At 58.5% G+C, this 25,754-nt stretch carries 19 protein-coding genes and 1 pseudogene; 4 read left to right on the plus strand and 16 right to left on the minus strand.

The genetic code is table 11. From position 1 onward, the window contains the following. Positions 1-83: 83 nt before the first annotated feature. Positions 84-1,310: an FAD-dependent monooxygenase gene (locus DFO48_RS24710; RefSeq protein ID WP_114865081.1), complete on the minus strand. Its 1,227-nt coding sequence runs from the start codon at positions 1,308-1,310 to the stop codon at positions 84-86. A 140-nt stretch (positions 1,311-1,450) separates the two neighbouring features. Here DFO48_RS24710 and DFO48_RS24715 point away from each other — a divergent pair, with 140 nt between their 5' ends. Then, positions 1,451-2,392 (plus strand): LysR family transcriptional regulator, encoded by a 942-nt coding sequence (locus tag DFO48_RS24715; RefSeq protein ID WP_114865070.1) that lies wholly within the window; start codon positions 1,451-1,453, stop codon positions 2,390-2,392. A 269-nt stretch (positions 2,393-2,661) separates the two neighbouring features. On the opposite strand, the gene DFO48_RS24720 is transcribed toward DFO48_RS24715, so the two are convergent. The 10 genes from DFO48_RS24720 to DFO48_RS24765 form a co-directional block, all read right to left on the minus strand. After that, on the minus strand, positions 2,662-3,072 hold the full coding sequence (locus tag DFO48_RS24720) for a VOC family protein (RefSeq protein ID WP_114865071.1): 411 nt from the start codon (positions 3,070-3,072) through the stop codon (positions 2,662-2,664). Positions 3,073-3,588: 516 nt separating this feature from the next. Beyond that, complete coding sequence (locus DFO48_RS24725) at positions 3,589-4,539, minus strand: ABC transporter substrate-binding protein (protein WP_003080090.1); 951 nt, start codon at positions 4,537-4,539, stop codon at positions 3,589-3,591. 105 nt (positions 4,540-4,644) lie between these two features. Continuing rightward, entirely contained in the window at positions 4,645-5,637 is a 993-nt protein-coding gene (locus DFO48_RS24730; RefSeq protein WP_114865082.1) for a D-isomer specific 2-hydroxyacid dehydrogenase family protein, read from the minus strand. 11 nt (positions 5,638-5,648) lie between these two features. Then, positions 5,649-6,794 carry an acyl-CoA dehydrogenase family protein gene (locus tag DFO48_RS24735; protein WP_114865072.1) on the minus strand — a complete coding sequence of 382 codons (1,146 nt, stop codon included), beginning with the start codon at positions 6,792-6,794 and terminating at the stop codon, positions 5,649-5,651. Continuing rightward, positions 6,791-7,618, minus strand: a complete 828-nt coding sequence (locus DFO48_RS24740) for a class II aldolase/adducin family protein (RefSeq protein ID WP_003080102.1) — start codon at positions 7,616-7,618, stop codon at positions 6,791-6,793. Before DFO48_RS24740 ends, DFO48_RS24735 begins: the two co-directional genes overlap by 4 nt. A gap of 28 nt (positions 7,619-7,646) precedes the next feature. Next, entirely contained in the window at positions 7,647-8,768 is a 1,122-nt protein-coding gene (locus tag DFO48_RS24745; protein WP_114865073.1) for an LLM class flavin-dependent oxidoreductase, read from the minus strand. A 116-nt stretch (positions 8,769-8,884) separates the two neighbouring features. Continuing rightward, entirely contained in the window at positions 8,885-10,012 is a 1,128-nt protein-coding gene (locus DFO48_RS24750) for a cytochrome c (RefSeq protein ID WP_003080109.1), read from the minus strand. 43 nt (positions 10,013-10,055) lie between these two features. Next, on the minus strand, positions 10,056-10,862 hold the full coding sequence (locus DFO48_RS24755; RefSeq protein ID WP_114865074.1) for an ABC transporter ATP-binding protein: 807 nt from the start codon (positions 10,860-10,862) through the stop codon (positions 10,056-10,058). After that, the gene (locus DFO48_RS24760) at positions 10,856-11,899 is read right to left on the minus strand and encodes an ABC transporter permease (protein ID WP_034349873.1); all 1,044 of its coding nucleotides are present in this window, start codon (positions 11,897-11,899) and stop codon (positions 10,856-10,858) included. Before DFO48_RS24760 ends, DFO48_RS24755 begins: the two co-directional genes overlap by 7 nt. Before the next feature lie 10 nt (positions 11,900-11,909). After that, on the minus strand, positions 11,910-12,938 hold the full coding sequence (locus DFO48_RS24765) for an ABC transporter substrate-binding protein (RefSeq protein WP_042438597.1): 1,029 nt from the start codon (positions 12,936-12,938) through the stop codon (positions 11,910-11,912). Between the two features lie 156 nt (positions 12,939-13,094). On the opposite strand from DFO48_RS24765, the gene DFO48_RS24770 reads away from it, so the two are divergent. Both DFO48_RS24770 and DFO48_RS24775 read left to right on the plus strand, forming a co-directional pair. Beyond that, the gene (locus DFO48_RS24770) at positions 13,095-13,718 is read left to right on the plus strand and encodes a cysteine dioxygenase (RefSeq protein ID WP_003080116.1); all 624 of its coding nucleotides are present in this window, start codon (positions 13,095-13,097) and stop codon (positions 13,716-13,718) included. Between the two features lie 28 nt (positions 13,719-13,746). Next, entirely contained in the window at positions 13,747-15,348 is a 1,602-nt protein-coding gene (locus tag DFO48_RS24775) for a rhodanese homology domain-containing protein (RefSeq protein WP_114865075.1), read from the plus strand. Between the two features lie 66 nt (positions 15,349-15,414). On the opposite strand, the gene DFO48_RS24780 is transcribed toward DFO48_RS24775, so the two are convergent. The 5 genes from DFO48_RS24780 to DFO48_RS24800 all read right to left on the minus strand — a co-directional run bounded on the left by DFO48_RS24780 (position 15,415) and on the right by DFO48_RS24800 (position 24,437). Then, positions 15,415-16,794, minus strand: coding sequence for an LLM class flavin-dependent oxidoreductase (locus tag DFO48_RS24780; protein ID WP_114865076.1), 1,380 nt, complete (start codon positions 16,792-16,794; stop codon positions 15,415-15,417). 15 nt (positions 16,795-16,809) lie between these two features. After that, on the minus strand, positions 16,810-17,769 hold the full coding sequence (locus DFO48_RS24785) for an ABC transporter substrate-binding protein (protein WP_003080121.1): 960 nt from the start codon (positions 17,767-17,769) through the stop codon (positions 16,810-16,812). A 463-nt stretch (positions 17,770-18,232) separates the two neighbouring features. Beyond that, complete coding sequence (locus DFO48_RS24790) at positions 18,233-21,439, minus strand: helicase-related protein (protein WP_114865077.1); 3,207 nt, start codon at positions 21,437-21,439, stop codon at positions 18,233-18,235. Further along, positions 21,436-23,232: a phospholipase D family protein gene (locus DFO48_RS24795; protein WP_114865078.1), complete on the minus strand. Its 1,797-nt coding sequence runs from the start codon at positions 23,230-23,232 to the stop codon at positions 21,436-21,438. The genes DFO48_RS24790 and DFO48_RS24795 overlap by 4 nt, the downstream gene beginning before the upstream one ends. Beyond that, positions 23,229-24,437 carry a DUF6361 family protein gene (locus tag DFO48_RS24800; protein WP_114865079.1) on the minus strand — a complete coding sequence of 403 codons (1,209 nt, stop codon included), beginning with the start codon at positions 24,435-24,437 and terminating at the stop codon, positions 23,229-23,231. The genes DFO48_RS24795 and DFO48_RS24800 overlap by 4 nt, the downstream gene beginning before the upstream one ends. 354 nt (positions 24,438-24,791) lie before the next feature. Here DFO48_RS24800 and DFO48_RS24805 point away from each other — a divergent pair. Further along, positions 24,792-25,496: pseudogene (locus DFO48_RS24805) on the plus strand (IS30 family transposase); the annotation flags it as partial. Positions 25,497-25,754: the final 258 nt, after the last annotated feature.

Here is a 25,754-nt window from a genome sequence, read left to right on the forward strand (position 1 = left end):
TCCAACACCTGAAAAGCTCAGCCGGCCGCGCGACTCTCGTCACTGGCGACCTGGCTTTCCATCCGCGTGGAATCCAGTGCACGTCATTCAATGCGGTACAGGCTGCCGAAGCCTCTCTCCTGCGCCGGCGTGCCGTCGGGGCAGCCAGGCATTGGCAGGCCCTGTCCCCATCCAGCAGCCAAGACCTGCACGTCACTCACAGGATCGGACGCCTTGGCCCGCTCATTGCGGATGCGGCAGGTTTCAGGATCAGTGGCGAACAACCCGCGCGCGAAGACCCGACCCTGTTCCGCCAGCCTTGCGGTTTTCGAGGCACGAATATTCGCAAACGCCTGGAATACGCCGTCCAAACCATCGCTTGCGCCATCCAGGCACCGGGCCAAATGCCACGCATCTTCCAGTGCCTGGCAGGCACCCTGCCCCGACGTCGGCAACGGCGCGTGTGCAGCATCCCCAACCAGCAGCACATTCGCCCTGCTCCATGTATGCAGCGGCTCCAGGTCATGCACCGCAATCAGCCGGATGGCATCTGCGGGCGTGGCACGGATGAGATGCGCGACCGGTTCAGGCCATCCCGCGAACAGATCTTCGACTTCCTTGCGCATGTCTGCGGCTGGTACGGCTTCAGTCAGGGGCCGAGCCTTCGCCGCGGCCCAATACACCAGGTCGGGTCGAATCGGCACGCAACCAAAGCGCTCGCCCGCCCCCCAGAAATCCTGAATCGCAATATCGTCCACCAGCGCATGCGGCCCCTGCGCCACGCCGATCCAGTTCACGAAGCCCTGATAGACAGGTGTGTTGTCACCCGCGACAAACTTGCGCGCCACTGATCCCATGCGACCGTCGGCGCCAATGAGCAGATCCGGGCGGATGCTCGCACCATTTTCGAAATGAGCCACGGCCCTGCCATGAGCATCCAGCTCGATGGCCGCCGCCCGGTGTCCGAACTCCACCGGTATCCCGGCCCGGGCTGCGTGATCCAGCAGCACCTCCTGCAAGTGCCTGCGCAGCACCGTGTAGGTCGGGTATCCCATCGTCCGGTCCAGCAAGGCAATATCGAGACCTCCCAATGCATTGCCCATGGCATCCTGGCGGCGCATTGTCAGCGGCCGACCGCCAATGGCCTCGATGTCTTGCAGCAGCCCCAGCTCTTCCAGCACAAAGCTCGCATTGGGCCAAAGCGTCACGCCCGCCCCCATGGTTGCCGGCTCCGTTCGGCGCTCATAGACCCGGGGGCTGTAACCCTGCTTGCGCAAAGCCAGCGCCACGCTCAAGCCCGCAATGCCACCGCCAAGTATTCCAATTTCCACGCTGAATCTCTCCTTGCTCATAGGGTGCCCGGTGCTCGGTCCACAGCCTCACATCGGGCAAAAGGGCATCTTAAATTTCGCCACTGCAGAGAACTAGCATGCAAAATCGGGACGTTTTCATACCTCAAACGGGATAATCAATGCGCGATGCACTCGATCTGAATACCGTACGCGTCTATGCGGCGGTTGTTGATGAGCAAAGCTTTGCTGGCGCATCGCGTCTTTTGGCCATCCCCTCGTCCAACGTCAGCCGCCATGTCGCGTCACTGGAGCGCAGACTCGGTACACGGCTGCTGGAGCGCAGCACCCGCCACCTGCGCATGACGGAAGCCGGTCGATTGCTCTACGAGCGCGCCAAGCCCTTGCTCGACACCCTGCTCTCCACGCAGGAGGAGCTTGGCGCGGTGCAGCGCGAACTGCGTGGCCCTTTGAAAATGTGCATGCCTGGCGAGGCACCAAGGCTGCTGGCCCCCATCCTTGCCGAATTCTGCAGCCTCCATCCAGGCATCGAGCTCGAATGCGATACCCGGATGACCGGACTCGAAGTGCTTCGAGAAGACGTGGACCTTTCCATCGTCTTCCACCGGGGGCATCAGGAGGACAGTGCTTTCATCACCCGCGAACTCGCCACACTGCCCAGCATCGTGGTTGCCGCCCCCTCCCTGCTGGCCAGGACCGGCATGCCACGCCATGTGCGTGAGCTGAAATCTCTGCCCTGCATCACCACCCTCAGTGCGCTGAAGGGCCAGCCCTGGCAGTTTCAGGACGCCGCGGGGCAAATCGTCAAGGTGCCGGTCCGCAGCCGCTACCGCGTCAACAGCGGAGAGCTGGCCGTAGCTGGCGCACGGCAAGGCATCGGCTTCGCGATTGTGGCCGCCCACCCCTGCCAGGAAGACCTTGCTACGGGTCGATTGCAGGAAGTGTCACTGGACCTTCGGCCTGCCCCTCTGCAATTGCTGGGGGCATACAGCCATCGCCATTCCGAGACTGCGCGTGTCCGGGCGCTGCTGCAATTGATACAAGTGCGGTTGGCTGACGCGGTTAGCCCTCCCATGGCCCCCGGGCCTTGCGGGAAGGTCTAGGCTCGAAGTGGAGCACCGGGCTCAAAGTGGAGTCCTTTGAAGCGCAAGCAGTCGCTTGGTATGACTTTCTCAATGCCCGCTTCTGGCTGACAGCGTGAGCGCTCGGATATGACAGGACGCGGACACCCCGGATATGCGATCCCAGCCGGAGAAGTCGGCTGTCAGCGAAGTCCAAAAACGGTGCTACCGGCCTGGGCGGCCAGCACATTGCCGCGCCGGCAGCGCTAGAGGACGTCCATAAGCAAGCGTTGCTGATGGTCGAGATTGCGTCAGCCTTGAGGCATCTGACTCATGTCCATGAACATGATTTCCCAGATGTGGCCGTCTACGTCCTCGAAGCTGCGGCCATACATGAAGCCAAAGTCTTGAGGGGGGTTCACGTCCGCCTTGCCGCCGTGAGCGGAAGCGGCCTCAACCATGCTGTCGACGGCCGCGCGGTCGTCGGCGCTCAGACACAACATGACTTCGCTGGCAGCATGGGCGTCGACGATAGGCTTTTGGGTGAACGTGGCCCACTTCGGGTGGGTGAGCAGCATCACGTAGATGCTGTCGGAGACGACCATGCAGGCGGCGGTGTTGTCGCTGAACTGCGGGTTGTTGACAGCGCCGATTGCTTCATAGAAGGACTTGGCCTTCGGCAGGTCAGCAACGGGCAGATTGACGAAGATTTTCTTGGACATTCGAGACTTTCAAGGTCTGTGTTGAGAGGGAATCTTCAGGCGTTGGCGAGCGACGTCAACAGTTCGTCCAGCAGCTGCATGCTGGATGTGAGGCCGTCTTCCTGCCCAGGTAACCACAGCTTCCCAGTTTCGGAGCGGGTGGCTATTGATGCATCATATCCAGCTGCACCAGTGTCAGCCAACCGCACTAGCTGTCGTTAGGGTCGTAGGCTGGCAATGGCCGCAACCGAGAGTCGCAGTGCTCCAAGGCAGCTATCGACCGGTTGCTGCACTTCAAGATTTGACAATCGAGGACCGCCAAGCAGCGATTACGGCTGCTCGCACTCACATCACGAATTTTCGCAAGCCACCATATAGCGTTCATCCGAGCTATAAGGCAGGGAGCTTCTCAATGGCAGGTTTCTTTGAGTAGTTGGCAGCAACCTTCGATAAAAGCTGGGAGTCCGTAGTTACCTTTCACGAAGGCGATGCGATCCAGTTTCTGGCATCAAAATTTTTGATAAATCCCAGCCCGATTCAAAGAAGCCTAAAGCTCTTATCAAAGGTCGCCTCAACCTCCAGCTTTTGCTTGAGTAACCGTGCTTTCACATAAAAATCTGCGGTTCGCTGCTGGTCGGCAATGACTGCGGCATCAATATCTTGCCAACGCATGGCTCTGCGCTCAAATTGCAGAGTCGCTGCTGCCACGGGAATGCCGATGATTTTTGCCAGTGATTGTCCATAAGCATCGGCATTTTTGTATGACCAGATTTGTGCTCTGGCGACACGCTGTTTGAAGTCCTGCAGGGCTTCACGCTTTTCTTTTAGGGCTACATCGGTTGCAGCCAAAAAGCTCAGGCCACTCCATAACCCTCGTCCATTCACCAGTACGCGTGCATGCTGGCTGGTTTCCGCCAAAGCTGTATATGGCTCCCAAGTTGCCCACGCATCCACCGCGCCTTGTGTCAGCGCCAACTTGGCATCGGCTGGCGGAATGAATTTGAACTGCACGGAGTCCAGTGGCAGCCCTGCAGCATCCAAGGCTTTGAGCGCTACAAAATGTCCAATCGAGCCACGATTCGTGGCAATGCTTTTGCCCTTAAGGTCGTTGACGGATTGGAATGCTGAATCTGGGCGCACCAGAATGGCGGTGCCATAGGCATCAGAGCGCTGTGCGGCAAATGCCTTGGCAGCGCTGCCCGCCGCCAGACTAAACAACAGGGGTGCGTCGCCAATAATGCCGAAATCAATGGCCCGGGCATTTAGCGCCTCCGCCAAAGGTGCGGCTGCCGGGAACTCACTCCACTTGATGTCATAGGGCAAATCCTTGGTCTCACCCGCCGCATCCAGCAAGGCTTTCAACCCGCCTTTTTGATCGCCTGCGCGCAGTTGCACGCGATTGCCTTGCGCCCCCACACTTGAAGCGCCCAACAAGCTGGAGCCCGCCAAAACAGCGCCCAGCACTTGATGGAAGTGTCTTCTCTGCATAACCGTCCTTGTGATGTCTGAAATACAAGAACCATTGCAGCAGTCAAGTTGCTTTAGGTGAAGCGATTAATTCGCAGATGCTTATGCGAAAAACGGTGAGACAACTCAGTAGCCTTTGCTTAGATCCACCACATCAAATAGAGCTTGGGAGCGCCGATAACGCTGAAGATTCTCGGCAAACTTGTCCCGGGTCGCAGCTTGCACATCGCCTGCGGCCCAAGAAATATGCGGGGTGAGCCTGACCTTCTCGTGGCTGTAGAGCCAATGGTCTTCTGGCAGAGGTTCAGGCTCGGTCACATCCAGGCTGGCTGCGCCGAGCAGACCTGAATCCAGCGCAACTTTGAGTGCATCTTGGTCTACCAAGCCCCCACGAGCCACATTGATCAGATGCAGGCCCGGCTTGCAATACGCCAGTGCATCGGCATTGATCAATCCCCTGCTCGCCGCTGTTAACGGCAAAGCCAACACCACATGGTCACTGCTAGCAAGCAATTGAGACAGGTCTTTGGCATAGGATGCGCCATCCTCATTCAACTGCGCAGATCCTTTTCCATTGCGCAAAACCTGCACCGTCATTCCAAATGCTTTTGCACGTTGGGCTACCGCCTTACCGATGGCACCGTAACCCACGATACCCAGTGTTTGCTCTGCAAGCAGCCCCATGGGTTGGGAGATCACCAAAGTCGACTCCCGTTCCCAATCCGCAGCGTTTTTCGCACGGCGCGCATTCAACGCCAAAGACTGCTCCAGCAGTACAGAAAGCACGTAGTCGGCAATAGGCTCAGCCGCCACACCACGCGCACAACTGACTTGCACACCCTCAAACAACCAAGCGGGAAAATAATCGATGCCAACCGAAGCCAGATGCACCCAACGCAGGCGCCCGGGCCAGCCTGCCGGCTTTTCTTTAGGGGCATCGCGCCAGCCATTACGTGGAGCCGTCAGCAGCACATCGGCCTCGTGACAACGCTCCCAGGCCAAATCCTGGCCCGCATCCAAAACCTGCACACCGGTAGATGCAGACAAAACCGCACCTCCCAACTGATTAAGCACGATGGCCTGGCGCAGCGAAGGCGCCAAGGCGGGTGCGTCTGTCATTGAGCCCATGATCAAATCCCCAGGGCCTTGCGCCCCGCGGTAATCCACACGCTATCGTCTTGAGGCGTGTGGATACGACCGCACAGCACATCACGCCAATGACGCTCCAAGGGGTTATGCCGTGTCAGCCCATGGTTGCTGGTCAGCGACTGGGCCAGCTCCACCGCCTGTACTGCATTATTGGTAGTCACGCTCTTGATCAGCCCTGCTTCGTTCGCGGATGGAAATACACCATCGTCCAGGCCTCTGGCCAGTCCAGCGATCAAGCGCTGATTTGTCAGTAACAGACTTTCTATACGGCCAACGACTTCTTGGGCACGCGGCAAGGTCGCCAAAGAAGCTCCTAAAGAAGACGGTTTGCGTGCATGCAAGAAACCCAGCAACCAATCACGTGCGGCCTCGGCCACACCCGTATAAAGCGCAGAGATCAGTACGGCAATCTCTGCCTGCGCCTGGGGATCTGCACCAAGCCATTCGGCCGGAAGACGCAAATCCACAGCATTCTCAAAAGGCACCAGCACATCTTCAAACACGACATCATGACTACCACTGGCGCGCAAGCCCAGGTGATCCCAGGTCTCTTCAATACGTGTACCGGCCAGCCCCGCTGGAACCAGCAAATAGCCTACCCTAGGCTCGGCCTCATCGGTACGCACCCATAGTGCATACCAGCTCAGAATCGGCGCACCTGTTGAGTACAGCTTGCGCCCCGAGACTCGCCACCCCTGCGGCGTTTGGCGTGCAATGGTGGCAGGCAGACCTCCACGCGCAGGAGACCCCAACTCAGGCTCCACACGCAAGGCGTTGATCAACGCCCCTTTCTCAGCGGCCTCACGCACTACTCTTTGTGCCAAAGCCTTTGGCCAACGATTACCCCCGCGCCCCAAACTGCGGTGCTGAGTGAACTGCATGATCAGCACCAGTGCCGTAGCAGGATCGCCCTTACCAATCGCTCCAATCACATCACTGAGCTGCGCCAATGTGGCCCCCTGCCCACCAAGCGAGATGGGCGCGGCCAAGGTCAGCAAGCCCGCTTGATGCAGATCCGAGAAATTCTCAAAAGGAAAGCTTGCATCCCTATCATGCGCGGCCGCACGCTGCGCAAAATCAGCTGACAGACTGCGCACCAGCTCCGGCAATTTCAATGGCGCGTTCATTGCAGCACCTCCGGCTGCTCACGCACAATAACGGCTGCCAAATCGCGGAAGGTGTGATGAGCACCACCAGGACCACCAATTTGCGAATGCGTCAATGCAGCAATCTCGTGCGGTATGGGTTGCGGTGTGCCTGCCGCTTCTGCAAGCAACTGTGTGTGGCAAACATTCTCTAGTGCGATATACCACCAAGCCGCAGCTTCGATCGATGGACCCGCTGTCAAGATACCGTGATTCTTGAGAATCACCGCCTTGCGCTCTCCCAGCACCTTGGCAATGCGTTCGCCCTCATCGGTCTCAAGCACCACTCCGGAATAATCGTCAAACAGCGCATGATCCTGGTAGAACGCGCATGAGTCCTGCGTCAACGGGTCTAGCAAGCGCCCCAAGGTGGACCATGCCTTGCCATAGGTGGAATGGGTGTGCGCCGCAGCCACGATATTGGGGCGCGCCTCATGCAGGGCTGCATGAATCGCAAATGCTGCACGGTTCAGCGGCCCTTTGCCCACCACAATTTCTCCGGCAGAGTTGACTAGCAATAGATCCGAAACACGAATTTGCGAGAAGTTGATGCCTAATGGATTGACCCAGAAATGGTCACTCCACTCAGGGTCACGGGCCGTAATATGGCCGGCCAGGCCTATATGCAAGCCATGGCGTGCGAACAATCGAAAAGCAATCGCAAGTTGCTCGCGACGATATTGGCGTTCTTGCAGGATGCTGCGCTGCGGCGCAGGCTCTTCAAACCAGTCTTGTCGACGGGGGTGCGCGTTAATCTCCAGTCGCTGACTGAGCACTTGCTCGGACAAGGCAATAACAGTAGACATAGACAATCCGATTTCTTCAAAAAGAGTTTCAAGCCGCCAGGGCTTGCAAGGCTGGCGATGAATGGGTAACCGCAACGCTCACCCGTTTGCTGCTTGCAAGCTTGTCCTTCACCAGAGGCAGCAGCTCACGCCCATAAGCCAAGGTATCTGGCAAAGGATCAAAGCCTCGAATCAAGAAGGTGTGAATGCCCAGGTCGTAGTACTTGATCAGCGCATCGGCCACTTGCTCGGCCGTGCCCACCAGCGATGTGGTGTTGGAGCGCCCACCTGTTTCACGGGCAATCGCCGTCCACAGGCGCTCATCCACACGGTCACCGTTGGCGGCATCAGCCAACAAACGACGTGCACCCTCGCTTTGCTGTGGGCCACCACGGGCATAGCTTTGTTCGGAACGCAAGTGCCTTGTAGTTTCAAGAATATGCTGCGCACGATCCCAGGCTTCGGCTTCCGTCGCGCCCAGAATAGGTCGGAACGAAATACTGAAATCGATCTCACGTTTGTGGAGCGCTGCAGCGGCTCTTACACGCTGCACCAGATCACCCGCCTGAGCCAAAGACTCGCCCCACAATGCATAGAGATTGGCATGGCGACCTGCAACCTCCAGCGCAGGTGCTGAAGCTCCGCCAAAGTAGATCGGAATATGAGGTTGCTGCAAAGGCTTGACTTCAGACCACACACCCTTGGCGCGGTAGTAGCGCCCTTCGTGATCAAACGGTTTGTCTTCGCCCCAAACACGGCGCAGCAAACCTAGGTACTCATCGGTTCGCGCATAGCGCTCGTCATGACTCAAGAAGTCGCCATCACGCTGCTGGTCTTCATCGGAGCCGCCCGAGATGATGTGCACCGCAACCCGACCACCTGTGTAATGGTCCAGAGTCGCCAACTGGCGAGCCGCCAATGTAGGCGCGACAAAGCCTGGGCGATGTGCCAGCAGAAAGTTAATATTTTTTGTTGCAGCTGCGGCATAGTTGACCGTCAGCAACGTATCCGGACTGCTGCCGCTGGCAGGCACCAGAATACGGTCAAAGCCCGCGTACTCGTGGGCCTGAGCAAATGCACGAACATAAGCGGGATCTATGGCAGGACCACGTCTGGCAATGATTTCCGATACTTCATGGGGCTGAATCATGCCGATGAACTGAGCGCTCATGTGTATTCCTTGTTAGTTGATCATTGACCTCCACCATAGGTCGAACGCCTAAATCAACCAACGAAGAAAAACGAGTTTTCACATCCGTTTTTCGCATGTGAAATCTAAGAAACAACTCAGTGAGAGAAACCCGCAACCACCGTGCGCACAGGCTCGGCATCCATACGACGTATCAGAGCCTGCAAGCCGTCAACCTCGCGAGCAGGCTTGCTGATTTGGGGGGCATCCGCCGTGCGGCACACCAGATCATCTTCACTCCAGCCGGAACTACCAGGCCTGGATTGCGCGCGCAGCCAACCCTGTCTATCCACCAGAATCTGATACCCGCCCAACTGGCCATCCTCCGCCCCCAGCAAGACGCTCAAAGCGCGGCGCATCTCTGCACTATCGCTTGTGCAATCTATGCCTTGCGTCTCACCCACCGACACCGTCACCATCCGCGGGTCTTCTCTGACCCTGGTGTCCCCTGCAAAGACCAGGCGCACGGTCTGCCCACGCAAGGCATCCAAGCGTTGACTGCTTGGACCACGCCCTGCACACCTCACGGCCTCATCTGGCAAAGCCACAGGAAACTCCCAAACACCTTCACGCTTAAGAGACTGCCCCGCCGCTTGCGCACGAACAAAGCCCAAGACCTTCCAGATCTGCTCATCCGTCATTAACGCATCGGCAGCAGGCATGGTTGCGCCGCCATGCCTGTCTGTCATGCCATGGCGAACACTCCAGAACAGCTCACCCTCAAATCGTCGCCACAAGATGGATCGATTCAAAGTAGGTGGCCATATCGCTTGCTTCTCGGCATCTACTCCATCGCCGTCACCCAACGCGCCGTGGCAACGCAAGCAATGTGCTTGATAAAGCTGCCGCCCTTGCATCACTGCACTTGCTGTAAAAGGCACGGCGCTGGCGTGAAACGCGGTGGGGACGGTGGGCGTCAACAGCAAACGCCATATAGGCCATGGCGTGAACAGAGCGATCAAGATCGCCAGAGCCCCGAGCCCCAGCAGCCTGCGTGGCCTCTTTCGCCACCACAGGGCCACAGCCAAAATCAGCAGCAATGCAGCGATGGCCAGTGCAGCCCACACCACGCGCGCAGCCTGGCCGCGATCAAAAAGAAGCTGCTCTGCCGCCAATCTATGGCTAAAAGGCCAAGAGCTGACCCCCAATATTTCCAGGAAAGCTGCCAGGCCAAGTTGGGCCTGGTGCAAGACCCATAAAAGGGTCTTGACGCCATCATCCGTCATACCAACCTATTCAAGCTCTGCTCGCCATTACCAAATTCTCAAGTTACCAACTCGCATCCAGACCCAGCAGCTTGAGGGCTTCGTGACGCAGCTCCGTCAGTTTTGGATGGCTGCGGTGGCGCGGATATGGCAGATCGTTGTGCAACACGGCTTTGACCCGTGCAGGTCGATCTGAAAGCACCACGATGCGCTGCGCAAGGAATAGCGCCTCTTCCACATCATGGGTTACCAGAAGCGCAGAGAAGCCTTTGCGCTGCCACAGCTGCACAATTTCCGTCTGCATACCGAGTCGCGTCAAGGAGTCAAGCTTGCCCAGCGGTTCATCGAGTATCAACAACTCAGGATCATTGACCAAGGCCCGTGCCAAAGCCGCACGCTGCGCCATGCCGCCAGACAATTGATGCGGGAAGGCCTGCGCAAAATCTTGCAACCCCACCAAAGACAAAGCCTGATCAACACGTGCGGCATGGGTCTTCTGCAAACCTCTGGCCTGCAAACCCAGCAATACGTTGTCACGCACAGTGCGCCATGGGAACAGCGTGGGATCTTGAAACACCAACAAGCGTGAAGGATCCGGATCTTCAATCTGCTGGCTGTTGTGACGTATCTCACCCGTCGTCGGCGTATCCAGGCCAGCCACCAAACGCAGCAGGCTCGATTTGCCGCAGCCGCTAGGGCCCAAGAGGGCCACAAACTCGCCAGGAGCAATATCTAAAGAAAAATCATCCAGCACCTGCAAGCGCTTGTCGCCGTCACCAAACCAGTGGTTAACAGCCTCAATTTGCACATGCGCGCCCGCTTGCACCGTGGATGCTTCGGCCTGCGTGACTTCTGCAACTCGCCCTACCATTTCACCACTCCTTTTTGCCAGCGCAGCACACGGTCACGAACCAAAAATAGCAAGCTAATCAGGCCCGAGAACAGCAGTGCCATCACAATCAGCGCCCCATACATGTTGGGATAGGCTGCCCAGCCCTGCGCCCAGGTCAGATACCAACCCAAGCCCGACTTCACTCCAAGCATCTCAGCTGCAACCAAGGTGGAGAACGCTGCGCCCAAACCCATGAACAGGCCCACAAACACCTGAGGCAAGGCAGCAGGTACAGCCACACGCAAGATCAAAAACCACTGCGATGCCCCCATGGTTCGTGCCACGTCATAAAAATTCTTGTTCACGCTGGCGATGCCAGACCATGTCAGCACAGCCACAGGGAAACCTGTTCCCAAAGCGATCAAAAACACCGCAGTGGACCAACTGGATGGAAAGAAGAAAAACGAGACGGGAAGCAAAGCCGTGGTGGGGATGGGTCCCAGAACCCGCAGCACCGGATGAATCCAGTAGCTGGCCTGACGCGACCAACCAATCCATACCCCAACCAGAAAGCCCGTCCACGCACCGCACACAATTCCTGCGGACAACAGCACCAAAGAGTTGCCGGTGCTGTCCAGCAGTTTGGCTGCGTCCGTTGTAAAAACTTCGATCAGGCTTTGAGGCGGTGCAAAAAATGGCGTTGGCAAGCTGGCCAATTTGGCGGTCACAATTTCCCACACTGTCAAACCTGCGCCCAACGCCACCAACCAAGGCCCCAGTGCCTTAACCCGCTTTGTGACGGGAATACCAATCAAAGGGGTCATCGCTTGCAGTAACGCAACCAGCGCCACAACTGCAGCAGCACATCCAAACTCAGTGGTGTAGGCCCAATCGCTAAAGCCGACCTCTGCGTTGGACCAGAGCAAGGTCACTGCAGATAGAACTCCCCAGGACACCGCAGCCGACAATCCAACCAACCACAAAGCCTGGATCGATCTACGTGTCTGGGGCACTGACAACGGAGACTTAACCTCGATAGAGTGCTCCAGCGTTGCAGAAATATTCACCGCACTCATAGCCTTCTCCTCAGGTCAGTACATCCACGTGAACATGGGTCGCAAAGCGAGCGGGATCCGTTGTGGACTTCAGCACCCCAACGGTTTTGAAATCACGTGCGTAGAACTCAATTTCTTGGCGCAAAGCCTGGCCCTGCGGATGATGCTTGTGCGTCAATGTAGCCAGCACCGCACGCAAGTCAGCCTCAGACACCTTCGAATAGGCGCTGTAGATACGAGCCGTTTCCGCAGGGTAATTGGCCACAAAATCAGATGCTTCGTTGATTGCTCTGACCAAAGAAGCGACCACCGGTTTTTCGTTTCGCACCAGCTTGCCCGTCACCCCCACCACGCAGCAAGTCTTGGTCGCATATTCACCGCTCAAATTGGTCGCCAGTTCCACCAGGCCCTTGGTGCGACGCTCAATGATGGCGAGATTCGGGTCGCCGTCAGCAATTGCGTGGGCTTCACCTTTTTCCACCGCCACACCCAGCATGTCGCCGGGGAACTGCCGCCAGTTCACGTCCTTTTCAGGATCCAAACCAGCCTTGAGAAGCAGAATCGAGAAGAAATTCTTACCGGGACTATTCAGGTCCGAAACAGCAATCGTCTTGCCCTTGAGCGCTTTGAGCGTGGTGACACCCGCAGGTTGAAAGCCCACCAAGCGCACGCAGCCGCCATGGCTACTGCCGACCAGCTTGACATCAAAGCCGGACTCCAAAGGCTTGAGCCAGCGATGAATCATGCCCAGGCCGCCATCGGCCTTGCCTGTGGCAATGGATTCCAACAGCTGATCGGTAGATCCGCTGAAGTTAATCAGCTCAACATTCAGACCATGTTTTTCAAAAATACCGCGTTCTATGGCCACCGGTGCTGGCGAAAGACAAACCGCACCCATATTCCAGGCCAGTTTGAGCTTACGCGCGGGTGGAGCAGCCAGAACCTGGTTTGCCCCCAAACCCACCAAGCCCAAAGCGCCCGCTGCAGACGCTGTACGCAAAAATGCACGACGCCCCAAGCCATTACCCTCGCCCAGCTGTGCTGGATCCAATGCCGCCATGACCAATCCCTTTATGTTGCCAAGCCTGCATTGAACCCAAGAGACCCCTGGTGCACCAACGAAGAAAAACAAAGATCCTTATGCGAAAGTATTCGGCCAGCAGAGCCACGCTTCTGCTGCAATCGGCTCAGACTTCACTTTTGGTAAACGAAAGCCATGACGACAAGCCACAACCCTGCAAGACTGCGCCGCTTTCTCGCGCAACTCACCCAGCTAGTCAACGAAGCTCCTGAAGAAGCCTTGTTGCTGGAGCGAGGCAAGGTGCTGCTGCACCACCTAGTTCAGCACGATGACTGGCTACCAGATGCCTATGCCCAGCCATCACCAGAGCGTTACCAGCAGTACCTGCTGTATGCAGATCCACTTGAGCGCTTTTCCGTGGTGAGCTTTGTCTGGGGACCCGGTCAAAAAACGCCGGTGCACAACCATACGGTATGGGGTTTGATTGGCTTGCTGCGCGGCGGGGAAAAGTCCCAAGGCTTTGCGCAAAACACTGAAAAGCAATGGCATCCTCAGGGTGCCGCCCATGTGCTTTCACTGGGCGACGTGGAAGCCGTCTCTCCCACCATCGGTGATGTGCACCAGGTCAGCAATCTCTTTGAAGACCAAACCTCCATCAGCATCCATGTCTATGGAGCCAACATCGGCGCAGTCCACCGTTCTGTCTTCACAGAAGACGGCAAGGAAAAAGCCTTTATCTCAGGCTACAGCAACACCGCGCTGCCCAACATCTGGGACAGATCGCGCGAAACCGAATTGCACGCTGCCACCTCTCATTGATTTCACTGACTTTTCTCTCTCGCGCGCCATGACTCAACCTATTTCCTACACCACGACCGCTCAAGTCCGCGAAGCTTTGCTTGCCAAGCATGAAATTGCCTTGCTTGATGTGCGCGAAGAAGATCCGTTTGCGCAAGGCCACCCGCTGTTTGCCGCCAACCTTCCACTGGGCCGACTAGAGTTGGATGCACGCTGGCGCATTCCCCGCCCCAATATCCAGATCGTGGTCTATGACAACGGTGAAGGGCTTGCTGAAATTGCTGCACAACGTCTGCAAGCCCAAGGCTTTACCCAGGTCAGTCTGCTACAAGGCGGCTTGCAAGGTTGGCGCGATGCAGGCGGCGAAATCTTTATCGACGTCAACGTCCCCAGCAAGTCTTTTGGCGAACTGGTGGAGTCCGAACGTCACACACCCTCTTTGCCCGCCCCCGAAGTCAAGGCCTTGCTGGATCAAAAAGCCGATGTCGTGGTGCTCGATGCTCGCCGCTATGACGAGTACCAAACCATGAACATCCCCGGCAGCAGCAGCGTGCCAGGTGCTGAACTGGTCTTGCGCGCCCGTGAACTGGCTCCCAACCCGGCAACACGCATCATCGTGAACTGCGCGGGCCGCACACGCAGCATTATTGGCACCCAGTCGCTCGTCAATGCAGGTCTGCCCAATCCTGTTTCCGCTTTGCGCAATGGCACGATTGGCTGGACGCTAGCAGGCCAGACCCTGGAGCATGGTGCCGATCGCCGTGCTCCAGCCACAGTCTCTGCAGAGCACAAAGCTGCTGCTGCCAAACAAGCCCGCGACGTGGCAGACAAAGCCGGCGTACAACGCGCTGTGCCCAGCGATCTTGCCAACTGGCGAGAAGAAGTGGATCGCACCACTTATCTGCTCGATGTCAGAACCCCCGAGGAATTCACGGCAGGCCATCTCTCTGGCTTTCGCAGCGCACCCGGTGGTCAACTGGTGCAAGAAACCGATGTCTCTGCACCGGTACGTGGCGCTCGCATCGTGCTGGCTGACGATGATGGCGTACGTGCCAATATGACAGCCTCCTGGCTGGCCCAGATGGGCTGGAATGTGTATGTGCTTGACGGTCTGACCAGTGCTGACTTTTCAGACAGCAGCCCGGTGGCACAAAACCTGCCTGCGCCCACAGCGCCCGTGACCTGGATCAAGCCCCAAGCATTGGCTGATGCAATTGCCAAAGCACCTAAAGACAGCATTGCCGTGGTGGACCTGACCACCAGCGCCAACCATGTGCGCCGCCATATCCCCGGTGCCTGGTTTGCGCTGCGAACCGACCTCCAACAAGCACTGAGCCGCATTCCCAAGGCCGATCGCTATGTGCTGACCTGCGGCAGCAGCTTGTTGGCCAAATACGCGGTGCAAGAGTTTGCCGAGGCCACCGGCGCAACCGTTGAGGTACTGGAGGGAGGCAACCAGGCTTGGGCCGATACAGGCCTGCCCGTTGAAACCGGTGAGCAACGCCTTGCCAGCCCCCGCGTCGATCGCTATCGCCGCCCCTATGAAGGCACAGACAACGCCCATGAAGCCATGCAGGCCTATTTGGACTGGGAGTTTGGTCTAGTGGAGCAACTGGGCCGCGATGGTACCCATGGTTTCAAAGTGATCTGAACGGTCTCACGTTCGCCCACAAAAAAGGCAGCTCGCAAGCTGCCTTCTTTAATTTATACCGAACACTCAAACCACTGCTGTTTCTGGCTGACTCCGCGCTGTTTGAGTCTCTTTCGCCTCTTGAGCCAAGCGCTTGAGCGTATTGCGGTTCACGGGCACATCCAGCCCCAGGTTGCCGCGGAAGGTATCAGCCTCATAAGCTTCGCGCCAAATGCCGCGCTGCTTGAGCAAAGGCACAACCAGCTCAACAAAGTCTTTCAGCGATGTATTAGGCAAAGCTTCAAAGAAGTTAAAGCCGTCTGCGCCTTCGTTGTTGAACCAGCGCTCAATTTCATTGGCCACATGCTCCGCCGTGCCGACAAACACCGTCTTTGGCGTAGCGAACCACTGCGCCACCTCACGCAAAGTCCAGTCATTTTCACGCGCAATCTTTTTGATGTGATCGCTAGCGGCCTGCTGGCTGTTGCGTCCGATGTCGCCCAAATCAGGGAAGGGTTCATCCAGCGGATAGACCGAGAAGTCATGGTCATTGAAAGGCCGGGCCAAAGCAGCCAAGGCATTCTCAATAGGCACGAGGCTCGCTGCAATGCGGTACTTCTCTTGCGCCTCTTCCTCAGTGCGTCCTACGATGGGGCGAATGCCAGGCAAGAGCAGCACCTTGTTCGGGTCACGCCCAAACTTTGCCACCTTGGCTTTTACGTCGCGGTAATAGGCTTGGGCTTGCTCCAGCGAATCGGCGTGAAAAAAGATCGCATCTGAGCGTGAGGCTGCAAAATTTTTACCGTCTTCAGAGGCTCCGGCCTGAAAAATCACCGGCTGGCCTTGCCGTGAACGTGCAATATTGAGCGGCCCTTCCACCGAGAAAAATTCACCCTTGTGATCCAAACGGTGTAGCTTCTTCTTGTCGAAGAATTGGCCCGTGGCCTTGTTTCGCACCAGTGCATCGTCTTCCCATGAGTCCCACAGACCTTGCACAACATCCAGATGTTCGCCCGCCAGGCGGTAGCGCACATCATGAGCATAGTGCTCGTTGCGGCTGTAGTTGCGCGCACTTCCATCCAGCCAAGAAGTCACCACATTCCAGCCCGCACGGCCACCGCTGATATGGTCTAGCGAAGCCAATTGGCGCGCCACCGTAAACGGCTCGCTATAGCTGGCTGTAATGGTGGCAACCAAACCGATATGAGAGGTGGCCCCCGCCAGTGCAGAAAGAATCGTCAGCGGCTCAAAGCGGTTGAGATAGTGTGGACTGGAGCGCTCAGTGATATGCACGCTATCGGCCACAAACAGAAATTCGAAACCCGCTTTTTCTGCCAGCTGTGCCTGCTCTCGATAGAAGCCGAAATTCACGCTGCCATCGGTCAGCGCCGCCTCATGGCGCCAGTCTCCCCAACCCGCCCCCACGCCATGCAGCACAAAACCTGCCTTAAGTTGTCGTTTGCTCATCTTGCTTCCCCTCCTTCAGGCTGCACCGCCTAAATATCGATTGAATGTCTTGTCCCACAGCGGCCGCACATCGGCCGAACCTTCCAGCACCCCCATGGACTGAAAAGCTTCGGCTACACGCTGGTGACTTAAAACGGCTTTGTCACTTACCGCCTGAACACTGCTGTTCTGGCTGCGGTTGTTATAGATTTCGACCAAGTCACCCACCGGCACGCGCGTTTGTGCGGACTGGGCCTTGGCATAGTCCAGAAAGTTGGCATTGCTCCAGACATAGGCTTTTTGCAGGCGCTGCAGCAAATCAGCGAGGGCCGCTTGGCGTTGCACGTCTTGCACCGCCTTTGGATTGGCATAAATCAGAAAATTGCCCGACAGATAACCCACCGCCGTTTTGAGAATGCGTGCACCATGACGTGTGCGGGCCAGTTGGCCGTTGTAGCCATAGATGGCCCAGGCATCGATATCGCCGCGCGCAAAAGCCGACAGTCCATCTGCGGGCGAGAGATTGACGGGCTTGATATCGTCAAAACTCAGCCCAGCTTCCTTGAGCTGTTGATACAGATACAGATGCGAGGTGGTGCCGCGCACATAGCCCACGCGCTTGCCACGCAGATCTGCCACCTTGTAAATGGCCGAGTCTTTTTGCGCCAGCGTGGCCTGGTTGTTCAAGTCTTCGTGATAGACCGCAACCACTTTGACCGAGGCCTTGGCCTTGGCGGCAAACACAGCTGGTATCTCGCTGCCAGAGCCAAAATCCAGCGCATCGGCGTTGATGCTTTCAATGTGCTGCACACCAGAGTTGAACTCTTTCCAGTCAATCTGATACGGCGTTTGCGCCAGGCCTGCGGCCTCCAGCAAAGTTTTGTGGCCACCTTTATAGGTAGCCGCACGCAAAGTCACACCACGCAAATTGCTTTGCGCATTGCCGATGGATGGCAAAGCCGCAGCCAGCGATAAGACTCCAGCACTTTGCAGCATGCGCCTTCTTGAGAGCGAGAGCGAGTAAGGGGAATATGGTTCCATAAGGCAGTTCACGATGGGGAATCGGCGCTGCCTGAAGTTCAAGGCCAGCGAAATCGTGTCCTGACTCTAGAAGCTGTTTCGTGGTGCGTTAAGGAAGAAAAACAGATATGGATATACCCTGTGCAATACCTGCTTAGCATGTGGCCTCTTGAAAGAACACCCTCCTCAACAACTTTGAGGTGTTAGGCAGGGCCACATTAAAGGCCCTGATGCAATAACGGCTGTGGGCCATTCAGCAGTCCTTGGCATTTCTGAGTCGCACGGCTGCAACCAGCTGAAGCCGACTTCTGACTCCTTGGTCTGCTTTGCAGCGGGTGCGGTCTCTCGCTTCACTGAACTCGGCACCCGAAAGCTGCATCTCAGTGCTGAAGTGGATGCTTGCCAGCGACGCAAGGTTGTCTGAGAAATCCGGAGTGATTCAAGTCTGAAGAGCGTTCAGATCCGCTGACGTTCCATCGGGCGCGAGGTCGATGCGCCAGTTCTTGACGACCTGCGCCGCATGCGCCTCATCGAAGGTGCCCAACAAGTACTCCATCAAGTCGTCCTGCCGAGGCTGACCGAACACCATGCGGTAGATCGCCAGGCTCGCCTTCAGGCGCTTCAGCCGCTGATCGTCCTTGCTCCATGGCAACCTGAAAACAAGCCTCTCGACCTTGGCACCGTCTGGCAGCTCGAAGATCCAGAACGGAAGCAAGTCGGACGCACCTTGCGGACGACGCGCGCGCACATGCTCGAACATGTCCTTCCACGGCTCAGCACTCGCCGCGCTGAGCCCCGTGCAGCCGGCCCGCGCCACGTTCTTGCGCACAGCATGCCCCTTGTATCGGTGCACACGACCTTCGCGCTGCTCCAGGTCGACAGGATTGCCCGGCAGGTTCCAGTGCACGATCGAATGGCACCAGGAGTGGAAGTCCAGCCCTTCCTGCCCCACCGACGTAGAGGCAAGAACGAACGGCCGGAACGGGGAGTTGAACGCCGCCCGGATCGACTCCTTGCGCGAGATCGCGCCGTCTTCCTCCTTGGCATCTCCGTATCGCACCGCGTATCGGCAGCGTAGCGATAATGGCTCAGAGTCCATTTCGAGCCCGCCGTTGACGACCAAGGGGTAGTCAGGGCGCAACTGGCTGGTCCGGATGGTTGCCGCCTCGAAGACCTTGCCGGCGACCGCAAAGATGCCATCCACAGCGCCCTCCGCACTGCCCGACTCCGCCTCGTGCAGCAAGTGGACGTACTCGTCGAGCAAGGCCTGCAGATTGCCTTGCGCGCAGTAGTTAAGCACGCGTTTCCAGTACACGGCCTCGTCTTCGTCATGCGGCAACATGGCAATCGCCTCAGGCGCATTGAACTGATGTCGCAGCCCATCGGCAATTTGCACAGCTGAAGTGCTCAGCGCACCGAATGTCGCCGTCGTCTCCGGCGCGACCCGGCGCAGAGCCCTCAGGGCACACACCGCAGGACCAGCAATCGCAATATCCGCCAAGACGCCGACCAAGTCCTTGGGGACTCGCCGCATGGCAGGCAATTCGCCGTCCCAGACCTCAATCCAGTGTTGAACGTGGCGACCAAATCCCCCCTCGGCCTCATGCGCATCGCCCTCTTCGTCGGCAACGGCACCCTTGCGCGCACGGTGCCAATGGGCATCGCACCAGTTGCGCATGTCGGCGTGGTTTGCGCCGGTTCGCTCCAACAGAATGAGCGCAACCCAGTACCAGCGCGGATCAGGTGGGCTGAACTCGTCAGCCGAGGTGACGGGGAGCGGCGGCAGCAACGCCTCGATCCGCTCGCGAACGCTCGCGCGGACTTCGGCCAGCGATGCTTTGCCGCCCGTCTCGACAAATGCCTGCAACGGATCAAAGGCGTCAGCCAACACCCGCGACGGGAACAACAGGGTCAGGGCGTTCATGCCGGCGAAGGTGCCGTCCTCCTTGACCGGGAAGCGAAGCCGCGCCCGAACCTGGCGAGTGAGCTGGTCGTACCGTGGCTTGCGTTCCAGGCCGGTCACCGACTTGGATTCGACCAAATAGGACAGAAGCCCCGCAATCGCGTCAGGCACCACGTTCCAGCTGGAGAACACCAAGGTTTTGGTGAATCCGGCTGCTTGCTCAAAAGGCCCCTCGCCAGCCCAGTACGGCATCGACGGAGGCACCCACAGCAGGCGCCACGATTGATGGGCCTCGATGTCCGCAGCCAGCGCGCGCAAACGACCGTTGGCGGGATCAACGGCACCGTATTTCGCCATCGACTGCTTTTGCAAAGTCCGATACGCGGGCTGCTTCTGCAGCGCGTCGACGAACACGCTCTCGTTCTTCTTGTCGGCCAGCCGGCGCTTGAGCTCGTACTCCTTCATGAAGTTCAGCAGATACGGGCTCGAACGCCAGTACTCGATCGGGTCGCCTGAGCCCACGGCCGTACTCAGCCGATCAATGGAACGGAATTCCAGCAAGTCTTCTGGGGCCAGTTGGACCGGCACCGCTCGCTCACGAACCATGGCGTCCAGTCCTGCCGTTGCTCCGACGCGCTCGGTCCGGCACATGATGCGGCGCAGTCGCCGCTCGATCTTGGCCTTGGTCTGCGCCGGCCGCTGGGTGGCAAGGCTCTGAGCATCCAGCGTCATCAGCACCTCGCGGAACTCCCGCAAGTCCTCTTGCAACGCGTCTAGCTGACGGCAGTCGTCAAAAAGGAACCCGGCGGTCTGCAGGAAGTCTCGGTAGTGGTTCTCTTCCTCGTGATGAGCCGCGTACATCTTGTACGGCGTGGCCGACAACAACAGCACCCGGAGATCATACGAATAGTTGAAGAGCTGATGCGCCAGCTCAGCCGCCGGGCTGATTTCTGGCGCCGCGAGCAGATCCCTGAAGCGCTGGAACTCGTCCAAGATCACAAGATCTGGCTTCAGTGCGCTCAGGCAGCAACGGGCCAGCGTGCGCCTCAACTTACTCGTCAAATTGCGCGCTTCCTCACGATGCTCCGGAGTTATGGTTCTCCGTCCGTCAGCCGCGTGCGCCGTCAGCTCACGAAGCCTTTCCAGGAATTCACTGCCTTCCACGGCAGCGCGGAACGCTTCGGCAATCGGCTCGTCGTAGTCCAGCGGTTCAAACGCTTCGTTGAACCACCCCTCGCCGGCCGTACCTTGAAGCACGTGAACCAATCCCTTGGCGCGGAGGTTCAACTGGTCGCGCAGCATCTGGAAGATCAGCTTGCGCTCAAGCTTCTGACCGCCGCGATTACCATGATCGAAAGTCGTTCCCGGCGTGAAGCTGATGAAGTTGATGGGCTGCTTGCGCAAGCACTTCACTTCCAGCGGAAGCAACGTCAGCCGCGTTGCCTTCACGAACGCGTTCTTCCCCGTGACGTTCAGGCGCGCGACGTTCTGCGCTGCGATGTCGGCGTTGGAGCAGATATAGATGATGTCGATGCGTTCGCGCGTTCCTTGCAGATGCTCGACCGCTTTGGCGATGACGCCGCGCGCCACCAGCGTCTTGCCCAAGCCCACCTCGTCCGCCACCAGGAACCGGCGTACCGCGTCTTGATCCAGAAACAGGCGGCGGAACGCGAACTCCACCGTACGGAGCTGGAAGTCCTTGAGCCGGGCCAGCACCGGCTGCGCGCTGAAGGGGCGGTTCATCGTGCACCCTCGCTGCTTCTGGCTTCATCGAAGACTCGCCACAACGCCATGAAGTCTGGCGGGATGAGCGATTCAGCCCCCTCTCCTTGTGCCTGGGCGAGCTTGCCGACGGCGCTGGCCACATGATCCAGCTTGGCAGGTTCACGCGAGAAGGCCTTGAGCATCAGCTCGAAGAGAGCGAGCGAGTCATCGGGCGCCGGGGCGCCACCGAACCAGCCTCCCGCGCCCTCGCCTTCTGGCGCCTCATTGCCAAACACTCCGAGCAGCAAGGCGAGGTAGCGCAGGAATGCAGCTCGGTTGCCGAGCAACACGGCGAGCACCGCCGCCTCTCTGTCCTGCGGCGGATTGGCAAGTGGCAGTTCCAGTCCGAACAGCAGCTCTTGCTTTCCCATCCGAACCCGGAATCCGGTCAGAGACGTCACCTCATGTGCCATGAAGCTTCCGAGCTCAAGGCTTGGCGCATCCTCCAGCTTCTGGTTGCCTTCTGGCGACACGGTCAACGGCCACGCCCAGATCTCCGTCGACGGGTCGGCCAATGTCTGCGTTCCGTGAAGCACCAGCGAGTACCGCCCGTCCTCAGTCATCTCACAGACCAGGTTCAGCCCGGCCGCCACGACCCTTCGTCGAACGGCGTCAAGTGCGTCTTCGAGCTCGCGTTGCTCCAGCAGCGGCCCCGGGTCCATAGGCTGATACGGCTCGAGCAAGGCGCCCATGCCCTTCTCCCTGGTGAGCCAGTCTCGCGGCCGTCCCACCTTGCCATGGTGCCCGCAAAGCTGCGCCATCACCTCGACATTGCTGCCTCGCTCCAGCGCAGCAGTCGTGCAATTCGCAGACCCGACCAGCGCATACGTCCAGGCGCGCTTCTGCCAAATGAGTGCCTTGGCATGCAACCCACGGTGCGCGTCCCTCTGGGCCTCCTCCTCGGCGCCCAGGTCGGCGTTGTCGTCGACCACGTACATCTGACACAGGTCGCGCGACTCGTCGCTGAGCAAAGCGATCTCCTCTTGGCGAGACACCACACCAACGAGACACTTGCTCGTTGCCGCGACAGCCTGCAGTGCGGTGTTACGCAGGAATGGCGATACGACCAGCAGCTCATCGGATTCGGGCAAACGCAAAGGTTGAGGCTTGGCGCCCAGCCCGATCACATGAAACTCGATCGGCTCGCTGAACCCTGGAGGCTGTTCCCACGCGCAGCGATGCAGCTCGTCGGCCAGCGTCTCCAATTGCCGCAGTCGCTCACCCGTAGGCCTCTTGTGGCGGCACAGATCAGGAAGTCGGCGCACGAACGATGCAAGCGCCTTGTTCTCCGTACGACGCCGGCCCTCCGGTTGCCCTTCTAGGCACAAGCTGAGATCCCACGAGCGGTCATCTGTCAGATTGCGTGAGAGCACCAGCAGTCGAATCAGCGGAGCACCGCCCTGCCCTTCACGCAGAAAGCGCAGCACCCAGACCTTGGGATGGAATGCGCCGCCGTGCGGGGCCAGCACCTCGTAGATCATCGCCTCAGTCAAGCCCAATAGCGCATGAGGCATGCGGGGCACATGCAGTCTTCCGCTGTCCGCGAAAACACTCAAGCGCTTGGTCGTCCGGCGCATGCCCTCGAGCAGGCGCAGAGGGTCGTTCTGCACGCCTTCGTCTTCACTTGCAGCCAGCCACGCCAAGTGTGCGGGCAGCACCATCAGCGTCGCAATGTCCAAGGAGTACGTCGTCGCGATGCCAGTGTCGAACTCGTACCCGGCAGGAGGCGTGACCGCCTCAACCAGCGTGCTCCGTGCGTTGGGCTGGATCATGCTTTGCTCCCCAGCCCCGCCGCCAAATCGGACAGGAAGTCGCTTGCCAAGCCCCATCGATAGGTCAACACCGTCAAGCCTGAGCTGCCGCCCCAAGTGCCTGCGTTCTTGAAGCGAGAGCGTGCGCCCTTCATGCTCTCCTCACGGTGGCGTATCAGATCTCGGGCGACCTTCGACCCTGGAATCCGGTCAGGTCCGTCGCTCACCAAGCGAAACCAGTTCCTGATGAACGTCTGCGTCGACGGCGTGATGGTGTGGTTCCGCCCCATCACCCGCAGCCAGAAGTCCTCCAGGCTCCAACCGGCGAATCCGCTCGATTGAACTGAAGTCGCCCATTCGGTAAGTCGGTGGTGATAGGCGTCGACGCCATCGGATCGCTTCCACACCTCGCTCAGCGAGAGGTTGTAGACCAGCGCTGCGCCTTCGATGAGCTTGGAGAACTTGCGTCCGTGCTCCACCAGCTCGCGCATCTCTTTCGGGAAGCTCGCCTGCCTCGGGTGCAACCAGGGGGCGTCAGCCTCGACCTTGCTACTCAAGGACTCGGTATCGAATGCCAGCCAACTCAGCAACGAAGCAGGATGGAGCTTGCGCCACTGCTCACGCAGGAACTGGGCTTCATCGCTATTCAATTCGAGCGTCGCCTGGTCGAGCAGCGCCTTGAGGTCTCCTTCTGGCACCAGCTCCTGCAAAGAGGCGTGCCAGGTAGCGCCCTTCAGAGGATCCAGCCAGTCGTCGTAGTCCTTGCGTTGCTTGCGATGGCGCGCTGCATAGACACTGTCGATGCGCCGGAAATACTCTTGCTGCGTACCGTTGAACACGCGAAGACCCCAGCGCCCCAACCCCGCCCAGTACACAGAGCTGGCCAGCCGCTGCAACTCGTCCCCAGTTACGCGACCGAATGCGCCCCGCTCAGCCCTGAGCTGGCTGTTGAGCACCAGCTCGCGGTCACGCGCGAGCTTGGAGAACTTGGCAGCGGGCACTTCTTCGCTCTCCATTTTCATGAAGAGCCACGGCAGAAGCAGCATGTAGCGCAGCCGCGTCTGAATCACCGAGGTACCCGGGAACAGCTGATCAGAGATCGAGTCGCGGATGGCGCCGATACCCAGCTCGTCGCGCGTCTCGCTCTCCTTGAACATCTGCAGCAATCTGTGACTGCGCTCCTTGGCCGCGTTGTCGTGATCGAGCCAGGTCAGGCTGGATGGCATTATTTTTATTCTCCCCTTGCCATCCTATTAGAACGCAGATTCGGATCACCTTCGGCGACCTCCTCGACCGTCCCGCCCGGGCGAATCCGCACTTGATCTCTGCGACGGTCTGCTGTTGAGTTCAACACTTCCTGCTACTGAGTTCTACGAACCTTGCTACCGTACAGCAAATTCGTCTAACCCCCCTTTTCGCCGTTCCATCGCGGCATGCCGTCGACGGACCAGCACCTCGAGCTTGCGCATGTTCCGGTGAGGTACCGCAAAGCAGTCGTTGGTAAGCGACTGCAACCAGCGGCGGATTCAACCGGTCGCTGCAACACACTAACCGCCGCATAGGCGGCAGGAGTGCTGCAAATGAAGCAGCGACCCAGAATCTACTATTCGGACAGCCAGAACGCGCTGATTTAGGAGCGATGGAAGCAAGGCTGGACTTTGCATGAGATCGGCAAGCTCTTTGATCGCGCCCACTCTTCGATCCATCGAATCCTGGCCGAGACAGGTGGAATCCGTCCCGCCCAACGAGCACGGGCCGCAACCGCATTGACGCTGGCCCAACGAGAAGAGATCTCGCGAGCCATCGTGGGGGCGTCGATCCGGGCCATCGCTGCACGACTGGGACGAGCACCATCGACAATCTGCCGGGAGATGAAGCGCAATGGTGGGCACCACAGCTACCTGGCGAACCAGGCAGATGCAGCTGCGTGGGGCCGAGCGAGGCGCCCCAAGTGCTGCAAACTCGTTGCGAACCGCGCATTGGCCCAAACAGCTTTGCCTGGGCATTGGGAAGGCGACCTGGTCTTTGGCAGTGGCAACAGCCAGATCGCGACCTTGGTCGAGCGTCAAACGCGCTACGTGATGTTGATAAAGCTTGATGGCAAAGACACGCAGACAGTCGTCAACGCGCTCATCAAGCATGCTCGCAAACTGCCGCAGGAACTCTACAAATCGCTAACCTGGGACAGGGGCGCCGAGATGGATGCCCATAAGCAATTCACCTTGGCCACGGACATCCAAGTCTACTTTTGCGACCCTCAAAGCCCATGGCAGCGGGGAAGTAATATGGGCCGCTTCAGTGGTGAGTGGCCGCATATTTGCAGAGAAAAAATCAACAAGGGCGGGTTGAAGCCCGCCCTTGTTAGGTGAGTTGCGGTCAACACCAATGAAGTGCTGCCCTCCTGTTATGCCTTTGATTAGCCTATTCGCTGGTAGGCACGAAAAACAGGTACTCACCTGGCCCCATCTGCGGGGTAATCACATAGCCTTCGCACTGCCCGCCCTTGCATTTCACAGGGATAGCGCGGGGCCATATCGTTGCAG

The sequence above is a fragment of the Comamonas sp. AG1104 genome (genome assembly GCF_003350425.1).
GTDB classification, from domain to species: Bacteria; Pseudomonadota; Gammaproteobacteria; order Burkholderiales; family Burkholderiaceae_C; genus Comamonas; species Comamonas testosteroni.